Source organism: Fumia xinanensis (assembly GCF_014384905.1).
Taxonomy (GTDB): domain Bacteria; phylum Bacillota; class Clostridia; order Oscillospirales; family Ruminococcaceae; genus Fumia; species Fumia xinanensis.
The window spans coordinates 590,261-610,484 of record NZ_JACRSV010000002.1 but is presented as its reverse complement, the minus strand read 5'-3'; the positions used below and the strand labels follow the sequence as shown (position 1 = coordinate 610,484).

The 20,224-nt window shown below is 53.6% G+C and carries 15 protein-coding genes; 8 read left to right on the top strand and 7 right to left on the bottom strand.

Translation table 11 applies throughout. From position 1 onward, the window contains the following. Positions 1-105 precede the first annotated feature (105 nt). On the top strand, positions 106-1,881 hold the full coding sequence (locus H8710_RS09380) for a DUF885 family protein (RefSeq protein WP_249295245.1): 1,776 nt from the start codon (positions 106-108) through the stop codon (positions 1,879-1,881). Between the two features lie 216 nt (positions 1,882-2,097). After that, positions 2,098-3,876, top strand: coding sequence for a DUF885 domain-containing protein (locus H8710_RS09375; RefSeq protein ID WP_249295244.1), 1,779 nt, complete (start codon positions 2,098-2,100; stop codon positions 3,874-3,876). A 147-nt stretch (positions 3,877-4,023) separates the two neighbouring features. Here H8710_RS09375 and H8710_RS09370 read toward each other — a convergent pair whose 3' ends face one another. After that, positions 4,024-4,266 (bottom strand): helix-turn-helix domain-containing protein, encoded by a 243-nt coding sequence (locus H8710_RS09370; RefSeq protein ID WP_249295243.1) that lies wholly within the window; start codon positions 4,264-4,266, stop codon positions 4,024-4,026. 157 nt (positions 4,267-4,423) lie between these two features. Further along, complete coding sequence (locus tag H8710_RS09365; RefSeq protein ID WP_249295242.1) at positions 4,424-4,666, bottom strand: helix-turn-helix domain-containing protein; 243 nt, start codon at positions 4,664-4,666, stop codon at positions 4,424-4,426. Between the two features lie 126 nt (positions 4,667-4,792). Here H8710_RS09365 and H8710_RS09360 point away from each other — a divergent pair, with 126 nt between their 5' ends. Then, complete coding sequence (locus tag H8710_RS09360; RefSeq protein WP_249295241.1) at positions 4,793-5,266, top strand: hypothetical protein; 474 nt, start codon at positions 4,793-4,795, stop codon at positions 5,264-5,266. Between the two features lie 127 nt (positions 5,267-5,393). On the opposite strand, the gene H8710_RS09355 is transcribed toward H8710_RS09360, so the two are convergent. Further along, positions 5,394-5,783, bottom strand: coding sequence for a hypothetical protein (locus tag H8710_RS09355; protein WP_249295240.1), 390 nt, complete (start codon positions 5,781-5,783; stop codon positions 5,394-5,396). Positions 5,784-6,024: 241 nt separating this feature from the next. Further along, complete coding sequence (locus H8710_RS09350; RefSeq protein ID WP_249295239.1) at positions 6,025-6,261, bottom strand: TetR family transcriptional regulator; 237 nt, start codon at positions 6,259-6,261, stop codon at positions 6,025-6,027. Between H8710_RS09350 and H8710_RS09345 the strand changes: the two genes are divergently transcribed. From H8710_RS09345 to H8710_RS09325, 5 genes are all read left to right on the top strand, one after another. Continuing rightward, a complete protein-coding gene (locus H8710_RS09345; RefSeq protein ID WP_249295238.1) occupies positions 6,251-6,439 on the top strand; it encodes a DUF951 domain-containing protein in 189 nt (62 codons plus the stop codon). The genes H8710_RS09350 and H8710_RS09345 overlap by 11 nt on opposite strands. Positions 6,440-6,608: 169 nt before the next feature. Beyond that, entirely contained in the window at positions 6,609-7,685 is a 1,077-nt protein-coding gene (gene prfA, locus H8710_RS09340) for a peptide chain release factor 1 (RefSeq protein ID WP_249295237.1), read from the top strand. Positions 7,686-7,804: 119 nt separating this feature from the next. Next, positions 7,805-8,845, top strand: a complete 1,041-nt coding sequence (locus H8710_RS09335; RefSeq protein ID WP_249295236.1) for an L-threonylcarbamoyladenylate synthase — start codon at positions 7,805-7,807, stop codon at positions 8,843-8,845. A 253-nt stretch (positions 8,846-9,098) separates the two neighbouring features. Next, positions 9,099-10,265, top strand: a complete 1,167-nt coding sequence (gene coaE, locus H8710_RS09330) for a dephospho-CoA kinase (protein WP_249295235.1) — start codon at positions 9,099-9,101, stop codon at positions 10,263-10,265. A gap of 117 nt (positions 10,266-10,382) precedes the next feature. After that, positions 10,383-11,774, top strand: coding sequence for an aminopeptidase (locus H8710_RS09325; RefSeq protein ID WP_249295234.1), 1,392 nt, complete (start codon positions 10,383-10,385; stop codon positions 11,772-11,774). A 156-nt stretch (positions 11,775-11,930) separates the two neighbouring features. Here the strand turns inward: H8710_RS09325 and H8710_RS09320 are convergent, their stop codons facing one another. From H8710_RS09320 to H8710_RS09310, 3 genes are all read right to left on the bottom strand, one after another. Further along, the gene (locus H8710_RS09320; protein ID WP_249295233.1) at positions 11,931-18,425 is read right to left on the bottom strand and encodes an InlB B-repeat-containing protein; all 6,495 of its coding nucleotides are present in this window, start codon (positions 18,423-18,425) and stop codon (positions 11,931-11,933) included. 394 nt (positions 18,426-18,819) lie between these two features. Beyond that, positions 18,820-19,053, bottom strand: coding sequence for a hypothetical protein (locus H8710_RS09315; protein ID WP_249295232.1), 234 nt, complete (start codon positions 19,051-19,053; stop codon positions 18,820-18,822). Between the two features lie 55 nt (positions 19,054-19,108). Next, complete coding sequence (locus H8710_RS09310; RefSeq protein ID WP_249295231.1) at positions 19,109-20,212, bottom strand: glycoside hydrolase family 172 protein; 1,104 nt, start codon at positions 20,210-20,212, stop codon at positions 19,109-19,111. Between the last annotated feature and the right edge of the window lie 12 nt (positions 20,213-20,224).

Genomic DNA, 20,224 nt, shown 5'->3' with positions numbered 1-20,224 from the left:
TTCGCCAAAAAACTTCCAAAAATTTAAATTTGGTCATATTTTCGTCATAATTTCCTGATATACTGATCATAATTTAAGGAATTTCATCCAATAGGAGGGTTCTGTATGAATCGATTGAAACGAGTGGCCGCGGCCGCCGCGGCAGTAATGCTTTCCCTGTCCATGATATCGTTTGCCGGCGCGCCGGTGGGCGCCGCTCCGGACGAACCGGCGCGGTTCGATGAGTTTTTGGCCTCGCTGCCCGCCGCCCTCACATCCAGCCACGATCTGAGCATCCATCTCCAGTTCAACGACCCCCAGGCCTTTGGATTTCAGGCCGCCGTTCCGGAGCAACCCTTTACCTCTATCAGCGATCGGCTCAAAGCGGGGTCCGGCGAAACTGACGCCTTGCTCAAGTCGCTCGCTTCCTTCGACTACAGCAAGCTCACCCAGAGCCAGCAGGTGAGCTACGAAACCATCCGGGACTACCTGGAAATGCAGAAAGCCCTCACCCCTTACGCCTATCTGGACAACGATTACCTAGGCGCCGCGTGCAGCCTTCCGGCGACCCTGATCCTCTATACCTTCCAGTCGAAGGACGACATCAACGACTATTTCCATCTGCTCCAGACCGCCAAGGCCACCTTTGTGAAATATGCCCAAAATGAACAGGAACGCCAGGACAAAGGGGTGGGCCTGTCGGAAGTGAGCCTCAAATCCGTCATGGAGCAGTGCGACCGGTTTGCGGGCGGCTCCACCGACTACCTGATTCAGTTTTTCGACGGGCAGATCAACGCCGCCTCCTATCTCACCTCCGCCGAGAAAGCGGACGCCAAGCAGCAGAATAAAAAGCTGGTGAAAACAGACCTTGTAAACGCCTATCGGACCCTCAAGCGAGAGCTTGCGAAAATCAAGGTGAAATCCCCCGACGGAGGCCTCGCCGCCCGGCCGGACGGCAGGGCCTATTACATAAAGCTTATACAGGCCAAAGTGGGCACCCGCGATAACATAGAAGCCATCCGTCAGCTCCTCATGGACGGCATGAAAATGTACGACCAAAAGATGAAGGAGATTCAAAACGACCCGGGCGGGAAGCTCCTCTTCGATCAGAACAGCAACTTGCTCACCACCGACAAAACCTCGGTGGAAGGGCTGATCTCTTCTCTGTATGAGTCCTCCAAGACCGATTTTCCCACCATCGGCAAGCCCAAATACACGGTAAAGCAGGTGCCCGCCCCGGTCAGCGCCTTTTTCGAGGACGCCGCCTACCGGAACCCCAGGGTGGACGCCCTCCCCACCGACCCCCAGCTCATTTTATTGAACGGCGCTTTCGACCGGAGCAAACTGAACGTCATCGCCCACGAAACCATCCCCGGCCACATGTACCAGTACAATTTCACTGAAATCATGGGCCTGCCCGCCATCCGGCAGCTCATCGGATTCCAGGGCGCGGCGGAAGGCTGGGCCAATTACGCCGCCGAATACGCCGCAAGCTACGTCCCGGAGCAGTACCGCCCCTCGGCCCTGTACGCCTATTACGAAACCATGAAAAACTACTGCTTCAGCGCCCTCATGGACATCGGCATCCATTACGACGGCTGGACTCGGGAACGAACCCTTCAGTTCTTCCAGGAGTATTTCAGCGAAAAGGCCACCCTCGATTACTCGAACATCTGGTATAACACCTGCCTGCAAAACCCGGGGAGTTACCTGCCCTTTGCCGTCGGATGCCTCTATTTCCAGCAGATGCGCGCCGAGGCTCAAACCATCCTGGGCGGCGACTTTGACCCGGTGCAGTTCCATCAGGAGCTCTTAAAAGCCGGCAGCACCACTTTCCCCATCTATCAAAAACAGGCGGATAATTACGTCGCCACCGCTTTGGCGGCCCGCAAAGCCGTCTGAACAGCAAAGACAGCTTCCCGTTAACCGGGGGCTGTCTTTTTTCATAACTCTTTTGGCAAAGCCGAGGTTTTTTGCCTTTCCCGCACAAAATCCGCCCCTTTCCGGAAATTTCCATGAGAATTTGAAAAAACCGTCACTTTTTCGTCACATTATCTTGCTATATTGGTATTATCTGCAAATCATCCGCCAAATTGCCGCCATACAGGAGGTTCACCGATGACAAAAACCAGACGTTTCGCCGCGGCTGCCGCAGCCGTCGCCCTTTCCCTGTCCATGATGTCCTTTACATCCGCCCCCTCCCAGGCGGAGCGGTTCGACGAATTCGTGGACGCCCTTCCCTCCCTGATGATGTCCTCCCAAAACCTGGGCGTCAACTCTAATTTCAACGATCCGGCGGCCTTCGGCTTCGACGAAACCGCCCTGCTCACTCTTCCCTACGTGCCATCCCGGGACCTTTATCGGGAAGGAGCACAGGAATACGACGCCCTTTTGCAGGCCCTTCATGAGTTTGATGCCAACAAGCTCACCGGCAGCCAGCAGATTACCTACGACACCCTGGAGGATTACCTCAATCTCAACAAAGCCCTCGTCCCCTACGCCTACCAGAACAACAATTATCTGGGCGGCTATCTGAGCACCCAGGCGAACCTTCCCATGTACCTGATGCAGTTTACCTTCAACCGCAAAGCGGACCTGGACAGCTATTTTAACCTGCTGCAAACCGCCAAGGCGACCTTTGTGAAATACGCGGAAAACGAACAGCTCCGCCAGGACAAAGGCATGGGCCTCACCCCTGCCATTATGGAGGCCGCCATCCAGCAGTGCAAAAACTTTGTGAGCAACTCCACCGATTATCTCCTCGAGTCCTTTGACGAGCGAATCGACCGGGTTGCTTTCCTCACCGGTGCGGAAAAGGCTTCCGCCAAGGAGAAGAACAAAAAACTCGTCCAAAACGACCTGGTGAACGCCTACCGCACCCTCCAGCGAGAGCTTGAGTCCATCACGGTCAAAACCCCGGACGGCGGCCTGGCGAAACAGCCCGACGGCAGGGCCTACTACGAAAAGCTGGTCCAGCAGAAGGTGGGCACCACCGACGGCATCGAGGACATCCGCCTCATGCTCACAGAAGCCATGGTGAAAAATTACATCGGCATGTTCCGCTCCATCTGGGACAACAAGGACGCCGAACGGTTTACTGACGAAAACGGAAACCCCGTTTTCACTGAGCTCACTTCTGCCGAAGAGCTGATCGCGGAACTCTACGAGGCCTCCAAGGCCGATTTCCCGGAGGTTCCCATGCCGAACTACAGAGTGGAGCAGGTCCCCGCCTCCATGAGCGAGAACTACAGCCCCGCCTCCTACCGGACCCCCAAGGTGGACGCCGCCCCCACTGACCCCCAAGTGATCAAATTAAACGGTGCCTTTGACCAAAGCAATTACCGCACCGTCGCCCATGAGAGCTTCCCCGGCCACATGTACCAGTACACCTTCTATCAGACCATGGACTTCCCCGCCGTCCGCTCCCTGACGGAGTTCGCCGGTTCGGCGGAGGGCTGGGCCAACTACGCCGAGGGCTACGCCATGAGCTACATACCGGAAAAATACCGCGCCGGCACCGACGCCATGTGGTACAGTGAGCAGTACACCCGCTGTGTCATCGGGCTTCTGGACATCGGCATCCATTACGACGGATGGAGCCGGGAGGAAGCCCTTAAGTTCCTAAAGGAGCGCCTCAGCGAAAATATGACTTTGGAGGCGTCCAACGCCCAGTACGACCTCTGCCTGGAAAGCCCCGGCAACTATCTCAGCTACTACGCCGGCGGCCTCTATTTCGAACAGATGAAAACCGAAGCCCAGGAGGCCCTTGGAGACGGCTTCGACCCCGTGGAGTTCCACCGGGTGCTGCTCCAATGCGGCAACACGAGCTTTGACGTGTATCAAGCGCAGGTCCAGCGGTACATCGCCGAAGCGCAGGGTCAAAATAAGGCGGCGTAAAGATACGGAACGAAAAACAGACGAACCGGTTATGGTTCGTCTGTTTTTTTGCGGTTGGTTTTTTCGTTCCCGTCCTATCACCGAAACGCAGCGGCAAAGCCCCGCCCCTACTTGTGGAGTGTATAAATAGGCTCACTTTCCATAGCTCTATTCAATTTCTTGTTCTAACGCATCAAATTCGGGAGTGCTGAAAAACTCAGCCAGGGTTATCTCAAATCCATCGCATAACTTTTTAATGGTTACGATTCCAGGATTTTTACTGGATCCATTTAAAATGCTCTTTAACGTTGCTTGCGAAACACCTGATTGATTGGCAATTCCATAGGGCGTTGTAATTCTTTCCTTACACAACTGAACAATCCTGCGAACAACCGCCTCACGAGTTTTCATTTAAAACCTCCTATTAGTGATTTATAAACATATGATAATTCACTAAAAATTTACACGAGGATGATATATCACTAATCATTTATTATGCTATAATTAGTGATATATCACTAATTAGGAAATACTCTAAGATTCAAAATAAGAGGTATCATATCTACTGTTACTCAATTTCTTGTTCTAACGCATCAAATTCAGGAGTGCTGAAAAATTGACCTAATGTTATCTCAAATCCATCACATAACTTTTTGATATTTACAATTCCCGGATTTTGGCTTTCTCCATTTAAAATGCTCTTCAGCGTCCCTTGAGGGACACCTGATATGAGACTGATTCCGTAAGGAGTAGTACCTTTCATTTGGCACAATTGTACAATCCTGCGAACAACTGCTTCGTGAGTTTTCATTTAAAACCTCCTATTAGTGATTTATAAACATATGATAATTCACTAAAGCTTTTTATGAGGATGATATATCACTAATTCAAATATGTGACGTATTCCTCACATTATCACTAATAGGAGAATAAATTTATGGATTACGCTATCCTAAAAATTAGTACCTGCTGCATCATCGGCCGTCGAAACCTCATCAAAGGCTACGAGCCCACCATCGAATACGAGCTGGAGACCCTCCTGGTTCACGGTATCAACCGCTTTCTGTTTTGCGGCCTGGCGCCTTTTGAGCAGGCCTGCCTGCGAGCGCTCCACACCCTGCGCACCCGGCACTTTTTCACCGTCCGCTTCAAAATCGTCCTCTTCTCTGACGACCCCGCTGTCATCGGCAAGTGGCGGCTTTCCTTCGACGAAGTACACCGCCTCTATCCCCCGTCGAACGCTTCCTGCCGGGAGTTGTACCGCTTTATCGTCGGTCAGGCCCACTACATGGTCTATTTCAGCAAAGGCCACGACTACGGCGGCTCCTATCCCGCTGTCCGCTGCGGCTACGACCACGGCCTGCGGCCCATCAACATCGCCATCCGCAAAAAACGAAACGACAATTTCTAATCCCGCGTGGGATAACTCCCACGCGGGATTGCGCTTTACTTATGGCAGAAAATCCCGGCAGGCTCATTACTCCAGCCTGCCGGGATTTTCTTTTGAACATAGGTCCGCTGGTTTTTAGAAAGATTTTCTATCCTAAAATGCTCACCTTTCTCCCGTGGGCCGACCGCAGTATGTGGGCCACGCTGTCGGCCGAGTAATCCTCCACCACTACGTCCATGGAGCAGTCCACCCGGCCCCTTGGGCCGTCCAGCATCTCCCGGGTGGGCACGTCGGCGAAATCCGAATCGAAATACACCGCCGGGGAAAAACTTTCGCTGACCCCGTGGGCGCCGTTGCCGCTCAGCGAATAATCGCCGCTGTCAAAAAGTGCGAAGGAGCTCACCGGCAAATCCGGAGCCACTTCCCCCACTTCCCGGTAGCGGATTTTCACCGCCTTGATTCCCTCACAACGCCGCCGCAGGTCTCGGGCGGCGTTTTCCGCCTCATCGATGCTGTCAAATTGCGCGTAAACCTTCATACCTCTCATCCTTTCTCTCCCGAGTCGGCCGCCCCTGCCGCTCCCACAATGGGCCGATTCGATAACATACCCTATCCCAACAACGCATCATGCGTAGTTTCCGTCAAAAGCACCGTTTGGGCGGGCGTAAAGCGCACGGGACGCAGCAAAATGTGGAATAAACCGTGTATTCCTGCGCTTCCCCTCTCGCCAACTGCATTTTCTCTCATTGCTCCAAAACTTCGCATCATGCCATATTTTCCTATATTTTTCTATTTTGAGCGAATTTTACGCTCTTTCTTTGATACATTTGTATTTTCGCCCCTTTGCGCCCGGTTATTCCAGCCAAAAACAGGGTATTGCTCTTGTTTTTGAAAAATTCAGCATTTGTTTCCAAAAAAATTTGCCAACTGCCGCCAAACAGTGGTATACTATAAAAGTATGGACAAATTTTCCATAACCAATCATCCGGCAAAGGAGGTGCCGCAATGGATATCAAAGTCGGAGACACCCTCATCATGAAAAAGAACCATCCCTGCGGCGAAAACCGTTTTTCGGTGCTGCGAGTCGGCATGGACTTCAAGCTCCGCTGCCAAAAATGCGGCCACGAAATCATGATTCCCCGCTCCAAAGCGGAAAAGGGCGTCAAACGGGTGGAGTCAAGCGGCGAGGATTAGCGCTTTGTTTCAACGCATTGGAAACGCCGCCCCCAAAAGCCGGTAACCGGTATTTTGCCTGAAAAAGCGCGGACGTTTTCTCTTTGGAATAAGTTTCGCTTCTATCTTTTCTATAGAAGCGTTCCCCGGCGTCCATCCCACATTCCCTTTTCATCTTTGGAGGTAATTTATGTTAGAAAAATTAAAACTCATCGCGGACCATTACGATGAAATCAACGAAAAACTCATGGACCCCAATGTCATCAACGACCAAAACCAGTATCGGGATCTTATGAAGGAATACAAAAGCCTCACCCCCATCGTCGAGAAGTACAAGGAGCTCCAAAAGGCTTCTGACGACTTCGAGGAAGCAAAATCCATGCTGGAGGCCGGCGGCCTCGACAAGGATTTTAAGGAGCTGTTGCAGGAGCAGTACGACGAGAGCCGTGCCGCCATCGACAGGCTCCAGGAGGAAGCGAAAATCCTCCTGCTCCCCAAGGACCCCAACGACGACAAAAACGTCATCGTCGAAATCCGCGGCGGCGCCGGCGGCGAGGAGGCGGCGCTTTTCGTCAATTCCCTCTACCGTATGTACACCATGTACGCCGAACAGAAGCGCTGGAAGGTGGAAGTCATTAACGCCAACCCCACCGAGCTGGGCGGCTTCAAGGAAATTTCCTTCAGCATCGACGGCGAGGGGGCCTATTCCCGCCTGAAGTTCGAAAGCGGCGTCCACAGGGTCCAGCGGGTCCCCGAGACCGAGACCCAGGGCCGGGTCCACACCTCTACCGTCACGGTGGCGGTCCTCCCCGAGGCCGAAGAGGTGGAATTTGAGATCAACCCCGTGGACCTCCAGATCGACACTTACCGTTCCAGCGGCGCGGGCGGCCAGCACGTCAACAAGACCGAGTCCGCCATCCGCATCACCCACCTGCCCACCGGGGTGGTGGTGGAGTGCCAGGACGAGCGCAGCCAGATGAAGAACAAGGAAAAGGCCATGAAGGTGCTCCGCTCCCGCCTCTACGAAGCCAAGGTCCGGGAACAGGAAGCCGCCGTCGCCGCCGAGCGCAAAAGCCAGGTGGGCACCGGCGACCGCTCCGAGCGGATCCGCACCTACAACTACCCCCAGGGCCGCATCAGTGACCATCGCATTGGCCTGACCATCTATAGGCTGGAGGATTTCTTAAACGGCAACATCGACGAAGTGATCGACGCCCTCATCACCGCCCATCAGGCGGAACTGCTGGCCGCTCAGGCCGAAAGCTGAGGCCCTTCTCCTTTGACGCAGGATTTTTGGGAAGACTCAAAAAATCCCTGTATCAAGCCATTTTTCAACTGTAAAGTATTTTCGCTTTCCAGTGATTTTACCCCGATTCCCAGAAAGGAATGACCTTTTTTATGGAAACCCAGCTTCTCCCCGCCTCCCCGGAAAGCATCGCCCGGGCCGCCGCCCTTTTAAAGGAAGGCTCACTCATCGGCCTCCCCACCGAAACGGTTTACGGGCTGGCGGCGGACGCTTTAAATCCTGCGGCAGTGCGAAAAATTTTCGCCGCCAAGGGCCGCCCTCAGGACAATCCCCTCATCGTCCACATCTGTGACCTATCGATGATGGAAACGCTGACCAGTAACCCTCCGGAGCTTACCTACGAGCTGGCAAAGGCCTTCTGGCCCGGCCCCATGACCATGGTGCTCCCCAAAGCTACCTGCCTCTCCGACGAGGTGACGGCGGGCCTCCCCACTGTGGGCATCCGCTTCCCCGCCCACCCGGCGGCCCAGGCGATTATCAGAGAGAGCGGCCTGCCCTTAGCCGCCCCCAGCGCCAACCTGTCCGGCAGTCCCAGCCCCACGAGGGCCTCCCATGTATACGACGACTTACAGGGCAAAATCCCCCTGATCATCGACGGCGGTGCGTGCGCCGTGGGCTTAGAGTCCACCGTCATTGCCGTCATGGAGGACAGAATTCGGCTGCTGCGGCCCGGCGGGATCACCGCGGAGCAGCTCCGGGCTTACGCTCCGGTGGAAATCGACGACGGGGTGCTCCATCAGCTGGACGAGGGGACGAAAGCCGCCTCTCCCGGCATGAAGTATAAGCACTACTCTCCCAAAGCCAAGGTGATTATCGTAGACGCTCCACTTCCCGATTTCGCCTCATTTGTCAACGCCCGGCGGGAAAACGGCGTCTACGCCATGGTTTTCGACGGGGAGGAAGCGTTGTTACAGGTTCCCACCCTCTCTTTCGGCGTTCAGGATGACCAGCCGTCCCAGGCAAAGGTACTCTTTGACAGTCTGCGCCGCTGTGACGAGCTGGGGGCCAAAACCGTTTATGTCCGCGCGCCGCAGAAAGACGGCATCGGCTTGGCGGTGTACAACCGGCTGCTGCGGGCGGCGGGCTTCACCGTTGTCGGCAAGGACGGAAATCCCGTCTGACCCGAACGCCTGTAGGGGGTGATACCCCTGCCCTATGGGGATTTTCATTTATTGTAGGGGCGGGTCAAAATCAAACGCTGCCGCATTAGATTTACGCTCCGCCCGCGGAATTGCCAAACCATTGACGGAATCCTGTGGGCAGATGGCCCCTCTGTTTCAACAAACATTCGCGCCGGATTCCGGCCTTTCATAGCTCCCATAGCGGAGCGGCTCCCACAAAGGAGGGATTTTCCTGTCACAGAAGAAAAAAGAAGTGGTCGTCGGCCTCACCGGGCAGACCGGAGCCGGCAAGTCCACTCTGACAAAAGTTTTCGCCGACATGGGCTACGCCGTCATCGACGCGGACAAAGTCGCCCGGACAGTCGCCGCCGACCCGGACGTTCTCCTGCGGCTCTGCGCCGTGTTCGGAGACGAAATCCTGCGGCCCGACGGCACGCTCGACCGCCGCCTTTTAGCCGCCAAGACCTTTTCTGATAAAGAACAGCTGGAAAAATTAAACGCTGTGATGAATCCGCCCATCATCGAGAAGATCGAGGGGCAGATCCGGGAATTACAGGAGGCAGGGGAACAAAAAATTCTTTTGGATGCCCCCACTCTCTTTGAGAGCGGCGCCCAGCGCCTCTGCGACTGCAAGGTATCGGTGCTGGCAAACCCGGAGCTACGGAAAGAGCGGATCATGCGCCGGGACGGTCTTTCCTCCAAGGAAGCCGAGGACCGGATGTCTGCCCAGCATAACGACCGGTTCTACATTCTCCGCTCCGACTACATTCTCCGCAACAACGGCTCAGAACAGGAGCTTCTCGACCAGGGGCGGCTCATCGCAAAGCGGATGGGCAGCGGTGCGGACGGCGGTAAAAAGGAACGGGGGCCTGGGATGAACCTGCTCATCTGGGCGGCGATCATTCTGGCCTGCATCGTCGTCATCGGCGGGGCCTACAAGCTGATGCTTCACCAGATGTATCCCCAAAAATATGAGGAAATCGTTTCTGCCTGCGCCCAGGAGTACAACGTGGACGAAAATCTCGTCTACGCCGTCATCAAGTGCGAGAGCGGTTTTCGCCCAAACGTCGTCTCCAAGGCCGACGCTAAGGGCCTCATGCAGATCACCGAGGAGACTTTTGACTGGGTGAACTCCAAGATGCCCGCCGGCGAAAAAGCCTCTTACGACGAGATATTTGACCCGGAGGTGAACATCCGGTACGGGACCTATCTGCTCTCCCTGTTGCTTACTGAATTCGATTCGGCGGAGAACGCGCTCACTGCTTACCACGCCGGTTGGGGCAATGTGAAAAAGTGGCTCCAGGACGAGCGATACAGCTCCGACGGAACGACTCTCGAAAACATCCCCTTCCCCACTACCAGCGATTATGTAGACGACGTTTTACAAGCTCAAAAAGCGTATCAGAGCCTTTATTCCTGATAAACGGCTCAAAAACGAATATACTAAACTGAAAAAGGGGCGCATCCGCGCCTCTGCCGCCGGAGTTTCCGGGCAGAGGCCAAAATCCTCCCCCATTTCCTGAAAGGAATGATTGTTATGAGCGAAAAAGAATCCACTCTGGAAAAAGAGCTTCTCATGAAAAAGAAAAACGGCGGCCTTCTCATGGACGACGAAACGCTGCAAAAAGCCGACCAATTCTGCGAGGAATACAAGAATTTTTTAAACCGGGGCAAAACCGAGCGGGAGGCCGTGGAGTACATCGTGGCCCGGGCAGAGCAGAAGGGATATAAGCCCTTCCAGCCCGGCGTCAAATACATGCCCGGCGACAAGGTTTATTTCGTAAACCGGGACAAATCCCTTATCTTGGCAGTCATGGGCCAGGAACCGCTGGAAAACGGCGTCAAAATCATGGCTTCCCACATCGATTCCCCCCGTCTTGACTTAAAGCAGGTCCCCCTCTACGAGGACGCCGAACTGGCTCTTTTCAAGACCCACTACTACGGCGGCATCAAGAAATACCAGTGGACCGCCATCCCCCTGTCGCTCCACGGCGTCATCGTGAAATCCGACCTGAGTAAAGTCACCGTCTCTATCGGAGAGGACGAAAGCGACCCGGTTTTCTGCGTCACCGATTTGCTTCCCCACCTTGCCGACGAGCAGATGAAGCGCCCCGCCCCCAAGCTCATCCAGGGCGAGGAACTAAACCTCCTCATCGGCTCCCGCCCCTTTAAGGACGACGAGGCCAGCGAGAAGGTAAAGCTCAACATCATGCGCATCTTAAACGAAAAGTACGGTATCATCGAAAGCGACTTCCTCTCCGCCGAGCTGGAGGCCGTTCCCGCCTTCAAGGCCCGGGACATCGGCTTTGACCGGAGCATGGTGGGCTCCTACGGCCAGGACGACCGGGTCTGCGCCTTCACATCGCTGGAAGCGACGCTGGAGGCCGAAAATCCCCATAAAACCCTCGTCACCATCTTCGCCGACAAGGAGGAGATCGGCTCTAACGGCGCTACCGGCCTCAAAGGCGCCTACCTCAAGTACTTCATCGCCGATCTGGCAAAACCCCACGGCATCGAGGCGAGAACCGTCCTCAGCAAATCAAAATGCCTGTCCGCCGACGTAGGCGCGGCCTTCGACCCCACCTTCCCCGACGTGTCCGAGCGGAAAAACAGCGCCTATGTAAACTACGGCACCGTTGTGCTCAAATACACCGGCTCCCGGGGTAAGGGCGGATCCAACGACGCTTCCGCCGAGTTTATGGGCGAAGTGCGGAAAATGCTCATCGACGGCGACGTGCTCTGGCAGACCTCCGAGCTTGGCAAAGTCGACCAGGGCGGCGGCGGAACGGTGGCAGCCTATATCGCCGAGCTGGATGTGGACACGGTAGACCTGGGAGTCCCTGTTCTGTCGATGCACTCCCCATTTGAAGTGACCGGCAAAATCGACGTGTATTCCACCTACCGCGCTTTCAGTGAATTTGCAAAATAAAATGAAATCATCAAACAGCCCGGGAACTGTTTCCCGGGCTGTTTTTTGATGCCGTCACAATGAAAAAAGGCTCCGATTATTCGGAGCCTTTTTCTCTAAGAGATTGTTATGAGTTACAAGGAAATAGCAAATTGATGAAAACAACTAAAATCCCAGTTATTTCACCCATGCGCCGGAAGCGTCTAACTTGTAGCCGCCTACGGTGGTGTTCTGCGCCATTTTGCCGCTGGCGTTAAAGTAGTAGCATTTGTTTCCTACCCAGTTCCAGCCGGTCGCCATTGCGCCGCTGTCTTTCAGGTAATACCAGGTGGTACCCTGCTGGAGCCAGCCGGTAAACATAGCGCCGTTGCCTCTGAAGTAGTACCAGGTATTGCCTATCTGTACCCAACTGGTGTTAGCCATGCCGCCCCAGCTGTAGAGGTAGTACCATACGCCTCCGTTGTAGAGCCAGCCGGTCTGCATGACGCCGCCTGCGTTCAGATAGTACCAGATGTTGCCCAGTTTGAGCCAGCCTGTCGCCATCACGCCGTCGGATTTCAGATAGTACCACTTGTTGTCAACCTTCTGCCAGCCGGTAGCGCGTACGCCATCGGTGCCCAGATAGTACCACTTGCTGTCAACCTTCTGCCAGCCGGTCAGGTATTCGCCGTCAGTGCCTTTGAGTTTCCAGACGCCGTCAACCTCTTCCCAGGTGGGCTCGGTGGGTTTCACGGGTTTCGAAGGTTTGCTGCTTCCGCCGCCAGAAGAACCTCCGCCGATGGAGCCGCCCATGTAGATGAAGTAAGCGTAAATTCTCACATCCTGAGCAGGCATCACAAAGCTGTATTTGCCGTCCTTCGAAACCAATTCCTGCTTATTGCACCAAACAAAGCTCACAGCGTACTGGAAGTCAGGAACAACGGTCAGGTGGATAGTTTCACCAGCTTTAGCGGTGGTCTTTTCGGGAACGATCACGCCGCCGTTTAATTGTTCGACGATGATCTTATAAGTTTCGCCCTGTTCGAAGGAAGCGGTAACCTCCACGTCTTTTCCGGGCATTACAAAACGGTAAACATCGTTTACAGGTGTGATGGCCTCGCCGTTCACCTTGACGGAACTGATGGAGTAGCCGCTTGCAGGCTTCACGGTCAGAGTAACGGTCTCTCCTTCGGCGGCAGCCTGCTTATCAGCAGTAACAGTGCCGTTTTCAGAAGGCAGAACAGTCACTTTGTACTGGTTTTCGGGAATTTTCTCAAATACTGCTTCCACATTAACGTCTTTAGCGGGCATTACGAAGCTGTAAACGCCGCCCACCGCTTCAACAGTGCTGCCGTTGACCTTCACGCTCTTCACGAGATAGCCATTTGCAGGAGTGACAGTCAGAGTGACGGTCTCGCCCTTGGCAGCAGTCTGCTTGTCGGAAGAAACGGTGCCGTTTGTCGTTTCTGCGATGTTGATGTTGTATTTCACTTCGGGAATCTTCTCGAATACCGCTGTAACAGTCACATCTTTTGCAGGCATCACGAAACTGTAAACGCCTTCCACCGGAGTGATTGTTTCGCCGTTTGCCTTGATCTCCTTGAGCTGATAGCCGTTTGCCGGTCTGACCGTCAGGGTGATCTTGTCGCCTTCGTTGGCAGTAGTCTTATCGGCGGTGACAGTGCCGTTTTGCATGCTGTCCATGGTGACGCTGAAGGTAGGTTTCGTCGCGGAAACGAAGTTTGCTGCAATCGTCACATTTTTGGCGGGCATGGTCAGAATATAGGTATTTCCTTCCACGGTGACTGCCTTGCCGTTGACGGTGAGGGATTCCAGTTTGTAACCCTCGTCGGGAGTAATCGTAACGGTGACTTTGTCGCCTTCGTTTGCGTAGATTTTATCAACGGAGACGGTGCCGTTTGCAGTTTCTTTGACCACGACGTCAAAGTCGGCCTTCATGTTGTAAACTTCCATTTCAGAGAGGCCGCCGTGGTATCCGCCCCACTGGGACTGCCATTTCTGGAGGCCTTCGTACTTGACATAACGGGCCTTTTGAGTCTCGAATGGAATATCGATTTCCACGTCGACGTTTTCGGGACGTCCATGGACGCCGTCGGTCTTGTGGAGAACTTCTGTCCAGTCTTCCCCATTTTCAGAAATAGAGATTCTGTACTCGGGGCAGCTCTCGAAGAAGAACACTTTGATGAGGTTAATGTCCTTCACCTTGCCCAGGTCGATGATGGCCCAGGTGGTTTCACTCTTCGGTTCAAAGGATACCCGAGTGTTGATGTCGTTTTTGATGCCGTCAGTCAGCGCGCCGGGATAGAAGTTCCGGCCGTACATGCTGCCGTCCTCCAGAGGAGAGGTGGTGACATCGCATTCAAACGCCAGATTCGGGTTTCTCTCGCTGTTGTCTTTCAGTTCGGGGTTCTTGACCACAAGGTTATCCACCATACAGGTCATACCCTCGAACATCTTCTCGGTGGAGAACATGCTGATAGAGCTTTCGTCCAGAGAACTGGGCTTAGGATAGTCTAATCTCCTGACACTATTCTGCGCTTTGTAGGATTTGCCGTCCACTTCCAGATAAGTAAACTGCTTGTCGGACTTGATTTTGATTTTGGTCCAGGTATTGAGAGGCAGTTTGTAATCAAAAGTGAAGGTGTAGCCTTCCAAGTCGAACCGGACATCCTTATTAGGCGTAATGACCTTGAAGCCGTCCCGCTTGAAGCCCATTTTGCCGGTGCCGTCAATGTTCAGATAGAAGGTGCCGTCCTGGCTCGAAAAGAGCTTGGTATTGGCCGCCGGGGCTTTCGTGACCTTCAGGTCGAAGGAAGCCTCGTAGGGGAAGCCGATAGACTGAACAGGCAGGGACATGGAGCCGTTTCCGTCGAAGGAAAGGACGGTGCTGCCGTTGTCCTCAACAAAGCTGCCGTTTGTGACAGTAGCGTCCAGATGATTGTCGGACAGATCGTAAGCGGTGTTTCCACTTGCGTCTTCAAAGTCGATATCCACCAGGGTCTGGGTCTCGGAATTGACTTTTCTTGTGGGATTTGCGCCGCCCACGATGTCTTTGAACATCTTATCCCGTTTTGCAAAGTCGTTGTAATCCTGATCTTCGTCCTTGGGACCGTGCCAGGTCTTTTCCGCCACGATGGTAGTACCATTCTGGAAACGGGTAAAGGTGTCGAAGATGGAGAATCCGGTGTTGGAGGTGCCGCGATCGTTCCAGATAAGGAAATCTGCGCCCAACACCTGAGGATGGCCCAGAGGCATGATGTTAGTCTGTTTGCCCGCCAGGTCGAAGTGATTGACATCCCACTTATTATAAAGGTTTGCGTGGTTCAGGCTGTCGGAATACTCGACGCCTCCGGGAACCATATAAAGGTTGTAGCCGTTGGAGTTGATAAGATCGTAGCCGTACTCCATCATCTGGGTGGGGCTTAAAGTATCGCTCCACTCGCCGGAGGAAGCCCAGATGTTGCACTGGGAACCGGGGATGGTTTTGCTGACGCCCGCGGGAACGCCGGCGTTGTTGAGAAACGCACCCCAGAAACGCATGGTAACGCCTTTCGCAGCCAGGTGCTGAGTCAGCTCATAGACATATTCGTTGAGCTGTTCAGGGGTGCCGGCGTAATATTCATCCGTACCGATGTGGACAACAGGGTTGCGGATAACCGGATCGTCTCCGTCCAGCATTTCGTCAAAAAGGCCTTTGATGGTCTCGACGGTCTGACGGTCAGAGAGGTCCAGATGCTCCCCGTCGGTAGTCATCTTGATGCCGGGGACGTCTCTAAAGGCTCTCGCATGGCCGGGAGTCTCGATTTCCGAGATGATGTTGACGCCCCAGTCGGCCGCCATGTCCTGGAAATCCTTGTATTCTTCTTTTCCGTAGTACAAGTCTGTGGAGGTCAGGTTTTGCAGGTCGCTTTCCAGCCGGAAGGACTTGTAATCCTGATCTGCCTTGTCATTTAAGTGAAGATGGAAGTCGTTCATCTTAAACCAGGCCATGTACTTGGTGATTTCTTCCAAATACTCCAGAGGGTAACCCATACGGGCCACGTCCAAAAACGCGCCTCTGACCTTATAGGCCGGGTAGTCTCTGGCGATACCTTTGGGGATAAAGGTTTTCTCCTTGTCGGAGTAAAGGGACTGGACCACGGTGATTGCGCCGTATAAAAGGCCCGTCTGCTGAGGGGCCCGAACGACGACAGTGTCGGTGACGTCCATGTAATAGCCTTCCGCGCCCATTTCGGGGATGGAAGAATCGATTTTCAGCTGTACATCGCCCTTAGCAGGAGTGCCTTCTTTGACGGAAACGTCTTTTTTCAGCACATCCTTGAAGAAGGTGGCCATCTTTTGGGCCACTGCTTTTTCCACAGCGGTGTTGGCGACAATAGCTGTAGAATCGGTCATTTCAAACTTGCCGGTATTGCCTTTCCACTCCCGGATGGAAGGAAGGGTGGAAGGCGCTTTGTTGTCGCCGGTTACTTTTTTGTATTTGCCGGGAACCACGACCTGAACATTGTAATCTGCGTTTGCGAAATCGGTCTCGTCGGTGGTGGAGACCGCCTTGTACACCAGGTTTACCGTAGTGTCGAAGAGGGGCTCGTAGACGTTTCCGTCCAGGTCAATGATGGTCTCCCGGTCAGAACCGCCGATCACCACTTTGTAAAGAGAGCTCTGAGAGTCCTCGATGACCACTTTGCCGCCCTCAATGACGGGAGTCTTGGTCCTGAACACATCAAGCAGGGTTTTCGCGTCTTGAACCTCGGTAACGGAGACGGTACAGGGGTTGCTCTCGGCGGTGTGCTTTTCCCCGTTCAGTTCGTTGACGACGGTCACCTGATAGACGCCGCTGTCCTCTGCCTGGACATTTTTGAGGGACAGGGTTGCGCCGGTTTCTTCAAGCGGGGTACCGTCTTTTTTCCACTCATATGTAACGGTGCCGGGGGTACCGATAATAGCGGAAACGGTGAGCTCCGCATCGTTTCCGAAATAGAGCTGTTTTTCCGCGGGCAGGTTCTGCGCCAGGTAAGGTACTTTGGGATCCAAATTCGCGGCTGTACCGTAAGCGGCAACTTCTGACACAAACAGCCAGGAGCCGGATTTGGTGAAGTTATAGCGCACATACCGGGCCACGACCGGCTCCCCTTTGAGAGAAACTGTGTGAGCGCCGGAAGCCGGGCTGAGATTCTGGAAGGTGACAAAATCGTAGAAAGTGACGCCGTCCAGCGAATAAGTCACTTTAGTGGAAGAGGGCGGATTGATGCCCGCGCCGCTGTCGACACAGTAGGAAAATTCCACTTTATCGATGTCATAAGGCTTGCCCAGGTCCACCTGTACAAATTTTTCATTGTCCTGTCCAGCAAAACCTACCCAACCCGCATCGCCGTAGCTGTCGCCGCCGGTTTTACCATCAGTCAGTTCGCTGTCGCCGGTGTCGGGATAGAGAATCGAACCGTTTTCTGAATAGGGTTCGGATTTGGTGTAGGGCCGGTTCAGAGCCTTATTGTCGTAGGTATCGGGCTCGTCAGGTTCGCCACCACCCTGTGTGCCGAACACTTCAAGCTCGCTGAGGAACAGGCCTGTGCTCCAGCAGCGGATGGAAAATTTGATCTTGCTGGTGGTGACAGGAGCCTGGAAATCTCCTTTCCAGGTGTAGCAGGAAGCGGTGTCATCCTGACGGGGCAGCCGGTCTTCGGTGTCCACCAGAGTCTGCCAGTCGCCGTTTCCATCCAGGTAGGATACCGAGTAGTGGCGAAGATTCCAAATCAGCCAAGCGTAATCGTTGATGCACCAGCCGTGGATGGCGTAGCCGCTGACTTCCTTCTCTTCACCTAAATCGATGATAAAATCCTGATGTTCCGCGTCGTTGACCTTGTAGCCCACCAAGGCGTCCCCGGTCTGGAAACTGGAATCATCGGTGTGAATCACGCCGTCGGTGAGTTTGCGGCCGGTGGGATCGCCGTAGTTCTTGTCCTCGCTGATCCAGTCGTTTGTCCCCGTGACTTCGTAGCTTTTGCCTTTGGCCAAGTTGCCGGGGGTGCCGGGGGCTATACCACCGCCCTGCTCTGCCGGGGCGAGAATCTGTACTTCGTCCAGAAACGCCACGAGGGTCTCAGGGTCATTGGTGATTTCCAACATAATTTTTGAAGCCTTGACGGAACCATTATCGGGAATGGTGTAGCCAAATTCGAAATAAGCATGGCCTCCATTCGGGTCGACCCGGCCATGACTCTGCTCATGCAGAACCTGCCAGGCGCCGTCCGCCCAGTACTTGATGACATAATGGACAGGGTTACGGATTCCTCCGTCATTGTTGCTGTCCCATCCAGAGAAGAGAACTGCATTAACGTCCTTTTCCCCGCCTAAATCGAAGGTCAGGGTCAGAGGGATGTCAGCAGCAGGATCCCCTCTTTTTAGGTTTTTGAATCCGACGCTGGCCCCACTCCAAACACTGGAAGCCATTTGCCCGTCGGTCATTTTAACATGGTCAAAATCCGGATACGATTCATTGTAATCAGCATCCGTGGCGTTGGTTTCATAAGTGATACCAAGCGCCAGATTGACCCTGTTGTCCGCGGCGCGCGTGTTGGACGCCTGTACCGGTATACTGCTGAACATGCAGGTTACCGCGAGCACAGCCGCCAAGCAAGACGAAAGCCGCTTTTTGAGTCGTTTGTGTAACATCTCAACTATCTCCTTTGTCACAATTTATGTAAAACTGCCTAAACTCCTTCCATTCGCCAGGCAGTTTCCATACTTCCTCAATTATTCTTCTAAGCCTATTTGTCAGGACTTTCTCCAGCTATCACAGCTTTTCGTTCATTAGGTCAAAACACTTTATAATTCAACTTTTATGTCAAGCGCATAAAAATAGACATAATCTATAAATACGCGGCAATTTTCAAATGATATTATGTAGATTATGTCGAACTAATTCACTTTTCTAAAAAACATAGTAATCTATTGTACTCTTTTATTTTAATGAAAAATTAACATAAATCAACCGTATTATTTTTACTTTATAGTTTTTTATTGATAAAAAAGTAAATATAATACGATATAATAGTTGTTATACTATTTATTTTTGCATCAAAACTGCTTTTTCCTTAATAGATGTAAAATTAATACTCAAAAAGCGATTAGCCAAAAGCATCTGCGGCTTCTCACAAAAAACACCGAAGCCCACAGGCTTCGGTGTTTTAACCGTCATCATGTAAAATTTTGCTGTAATTGGGCTTTCCTCCCGCTTGGGCATTCGGTTGTCCGTCCGGTTCTCCAGCCAGAGAAAGCAAGGGGCATGGACGCTCCCCATTTCGGCTCCCCTCAGGCAAAACCGGCGCATCAAGCCAGCGTGTGCAAAGGCTCATTTATCTGGGCCATCGGCTAAACCGATCCGGGAAGGGCGGGAACGCCTTGTGAGGCTCCAGCTGATACCAGTATGCCACGGTGGAAACGTCGTCTTGCCGCTCAAAGAGCCCCCGATGGCTGACACCAATCTGCTGGATGGTCACCTTAAGGTTTTGTGAAAACCGGATGGGATCCATAATGTGGAATCGGTAAAAACTCCGCATAGGCGGGCAGGAATCGTCGTGATAGGGGTTTTCTACTGTCCCGTCCTTCACAGAATAATAGGGGTAGCCAAGGAAGGGGGTCTGATAGGTAGTTTCCACACATTTTCCCTCTGGATAGGAGGCAAAGCTCCACGCGCCGCCAAAATAATCCTCGGTGCCGGTGCCGCAGATGGTGGGATAGTCTTTGTCCCCGTCCAAGTAGAACTTTACTTCCCCTTCGCCCCACCAGTACCGCTCCAGTGCAGACAGGCAGAGAAAGGTACCCACGTACTGTCCCTGCCCCTCGACCCCATCAAGTATCACATAGTCCTTTCCTTTTTCGGTGAGATTCTGCCGCCGCCACTGGGCGTGGAAGGTAGCGGTGTTTTTCGGCAGCTCGTCATAGAGGGTGTAGTCAAACTGGTAAAACAGCGCCGTGATGTCCAGTTCGTTTTGGTTTTCAACGGTCACCCGGGCGGATTTATGAAAGGGCATGGCGAAATAGCAGTTCATCCCCCGGTTGGGGTTAACGGCGATGGGCAGCGAGTTGACATGGTATCCCTGACCGAACCCCAGGCAGAAAAAATCCCCCAGAGGGCATTCCACCGATGGGATTTCCTCTCCGTCCCAGTAGATGCGGAGAATCAAATCCCTAAGGACGAAGGGATTTTGGTCGTTGGTTTTTCCCGGCGCCGTCATCCAAATGTGCTGGATGACACCCGGTCCCTCGATGTCACAGAGAGTCACCGTCTCCCCCGCCTTAACTAAAGGATAACAGGGCCGTCCTTTCCGTGAAGGCCCCAGATTGCTTGCTTCCTTCCCTCCTGCGCCTTTTTCACCCTTAGGATTTTCACCGGTAACGGCGCGGCTTCTGCCCCCGTTCACCAGGGGCAGGGAGGACATGCTGCTCAAAAAATCCATATTTCACTCATC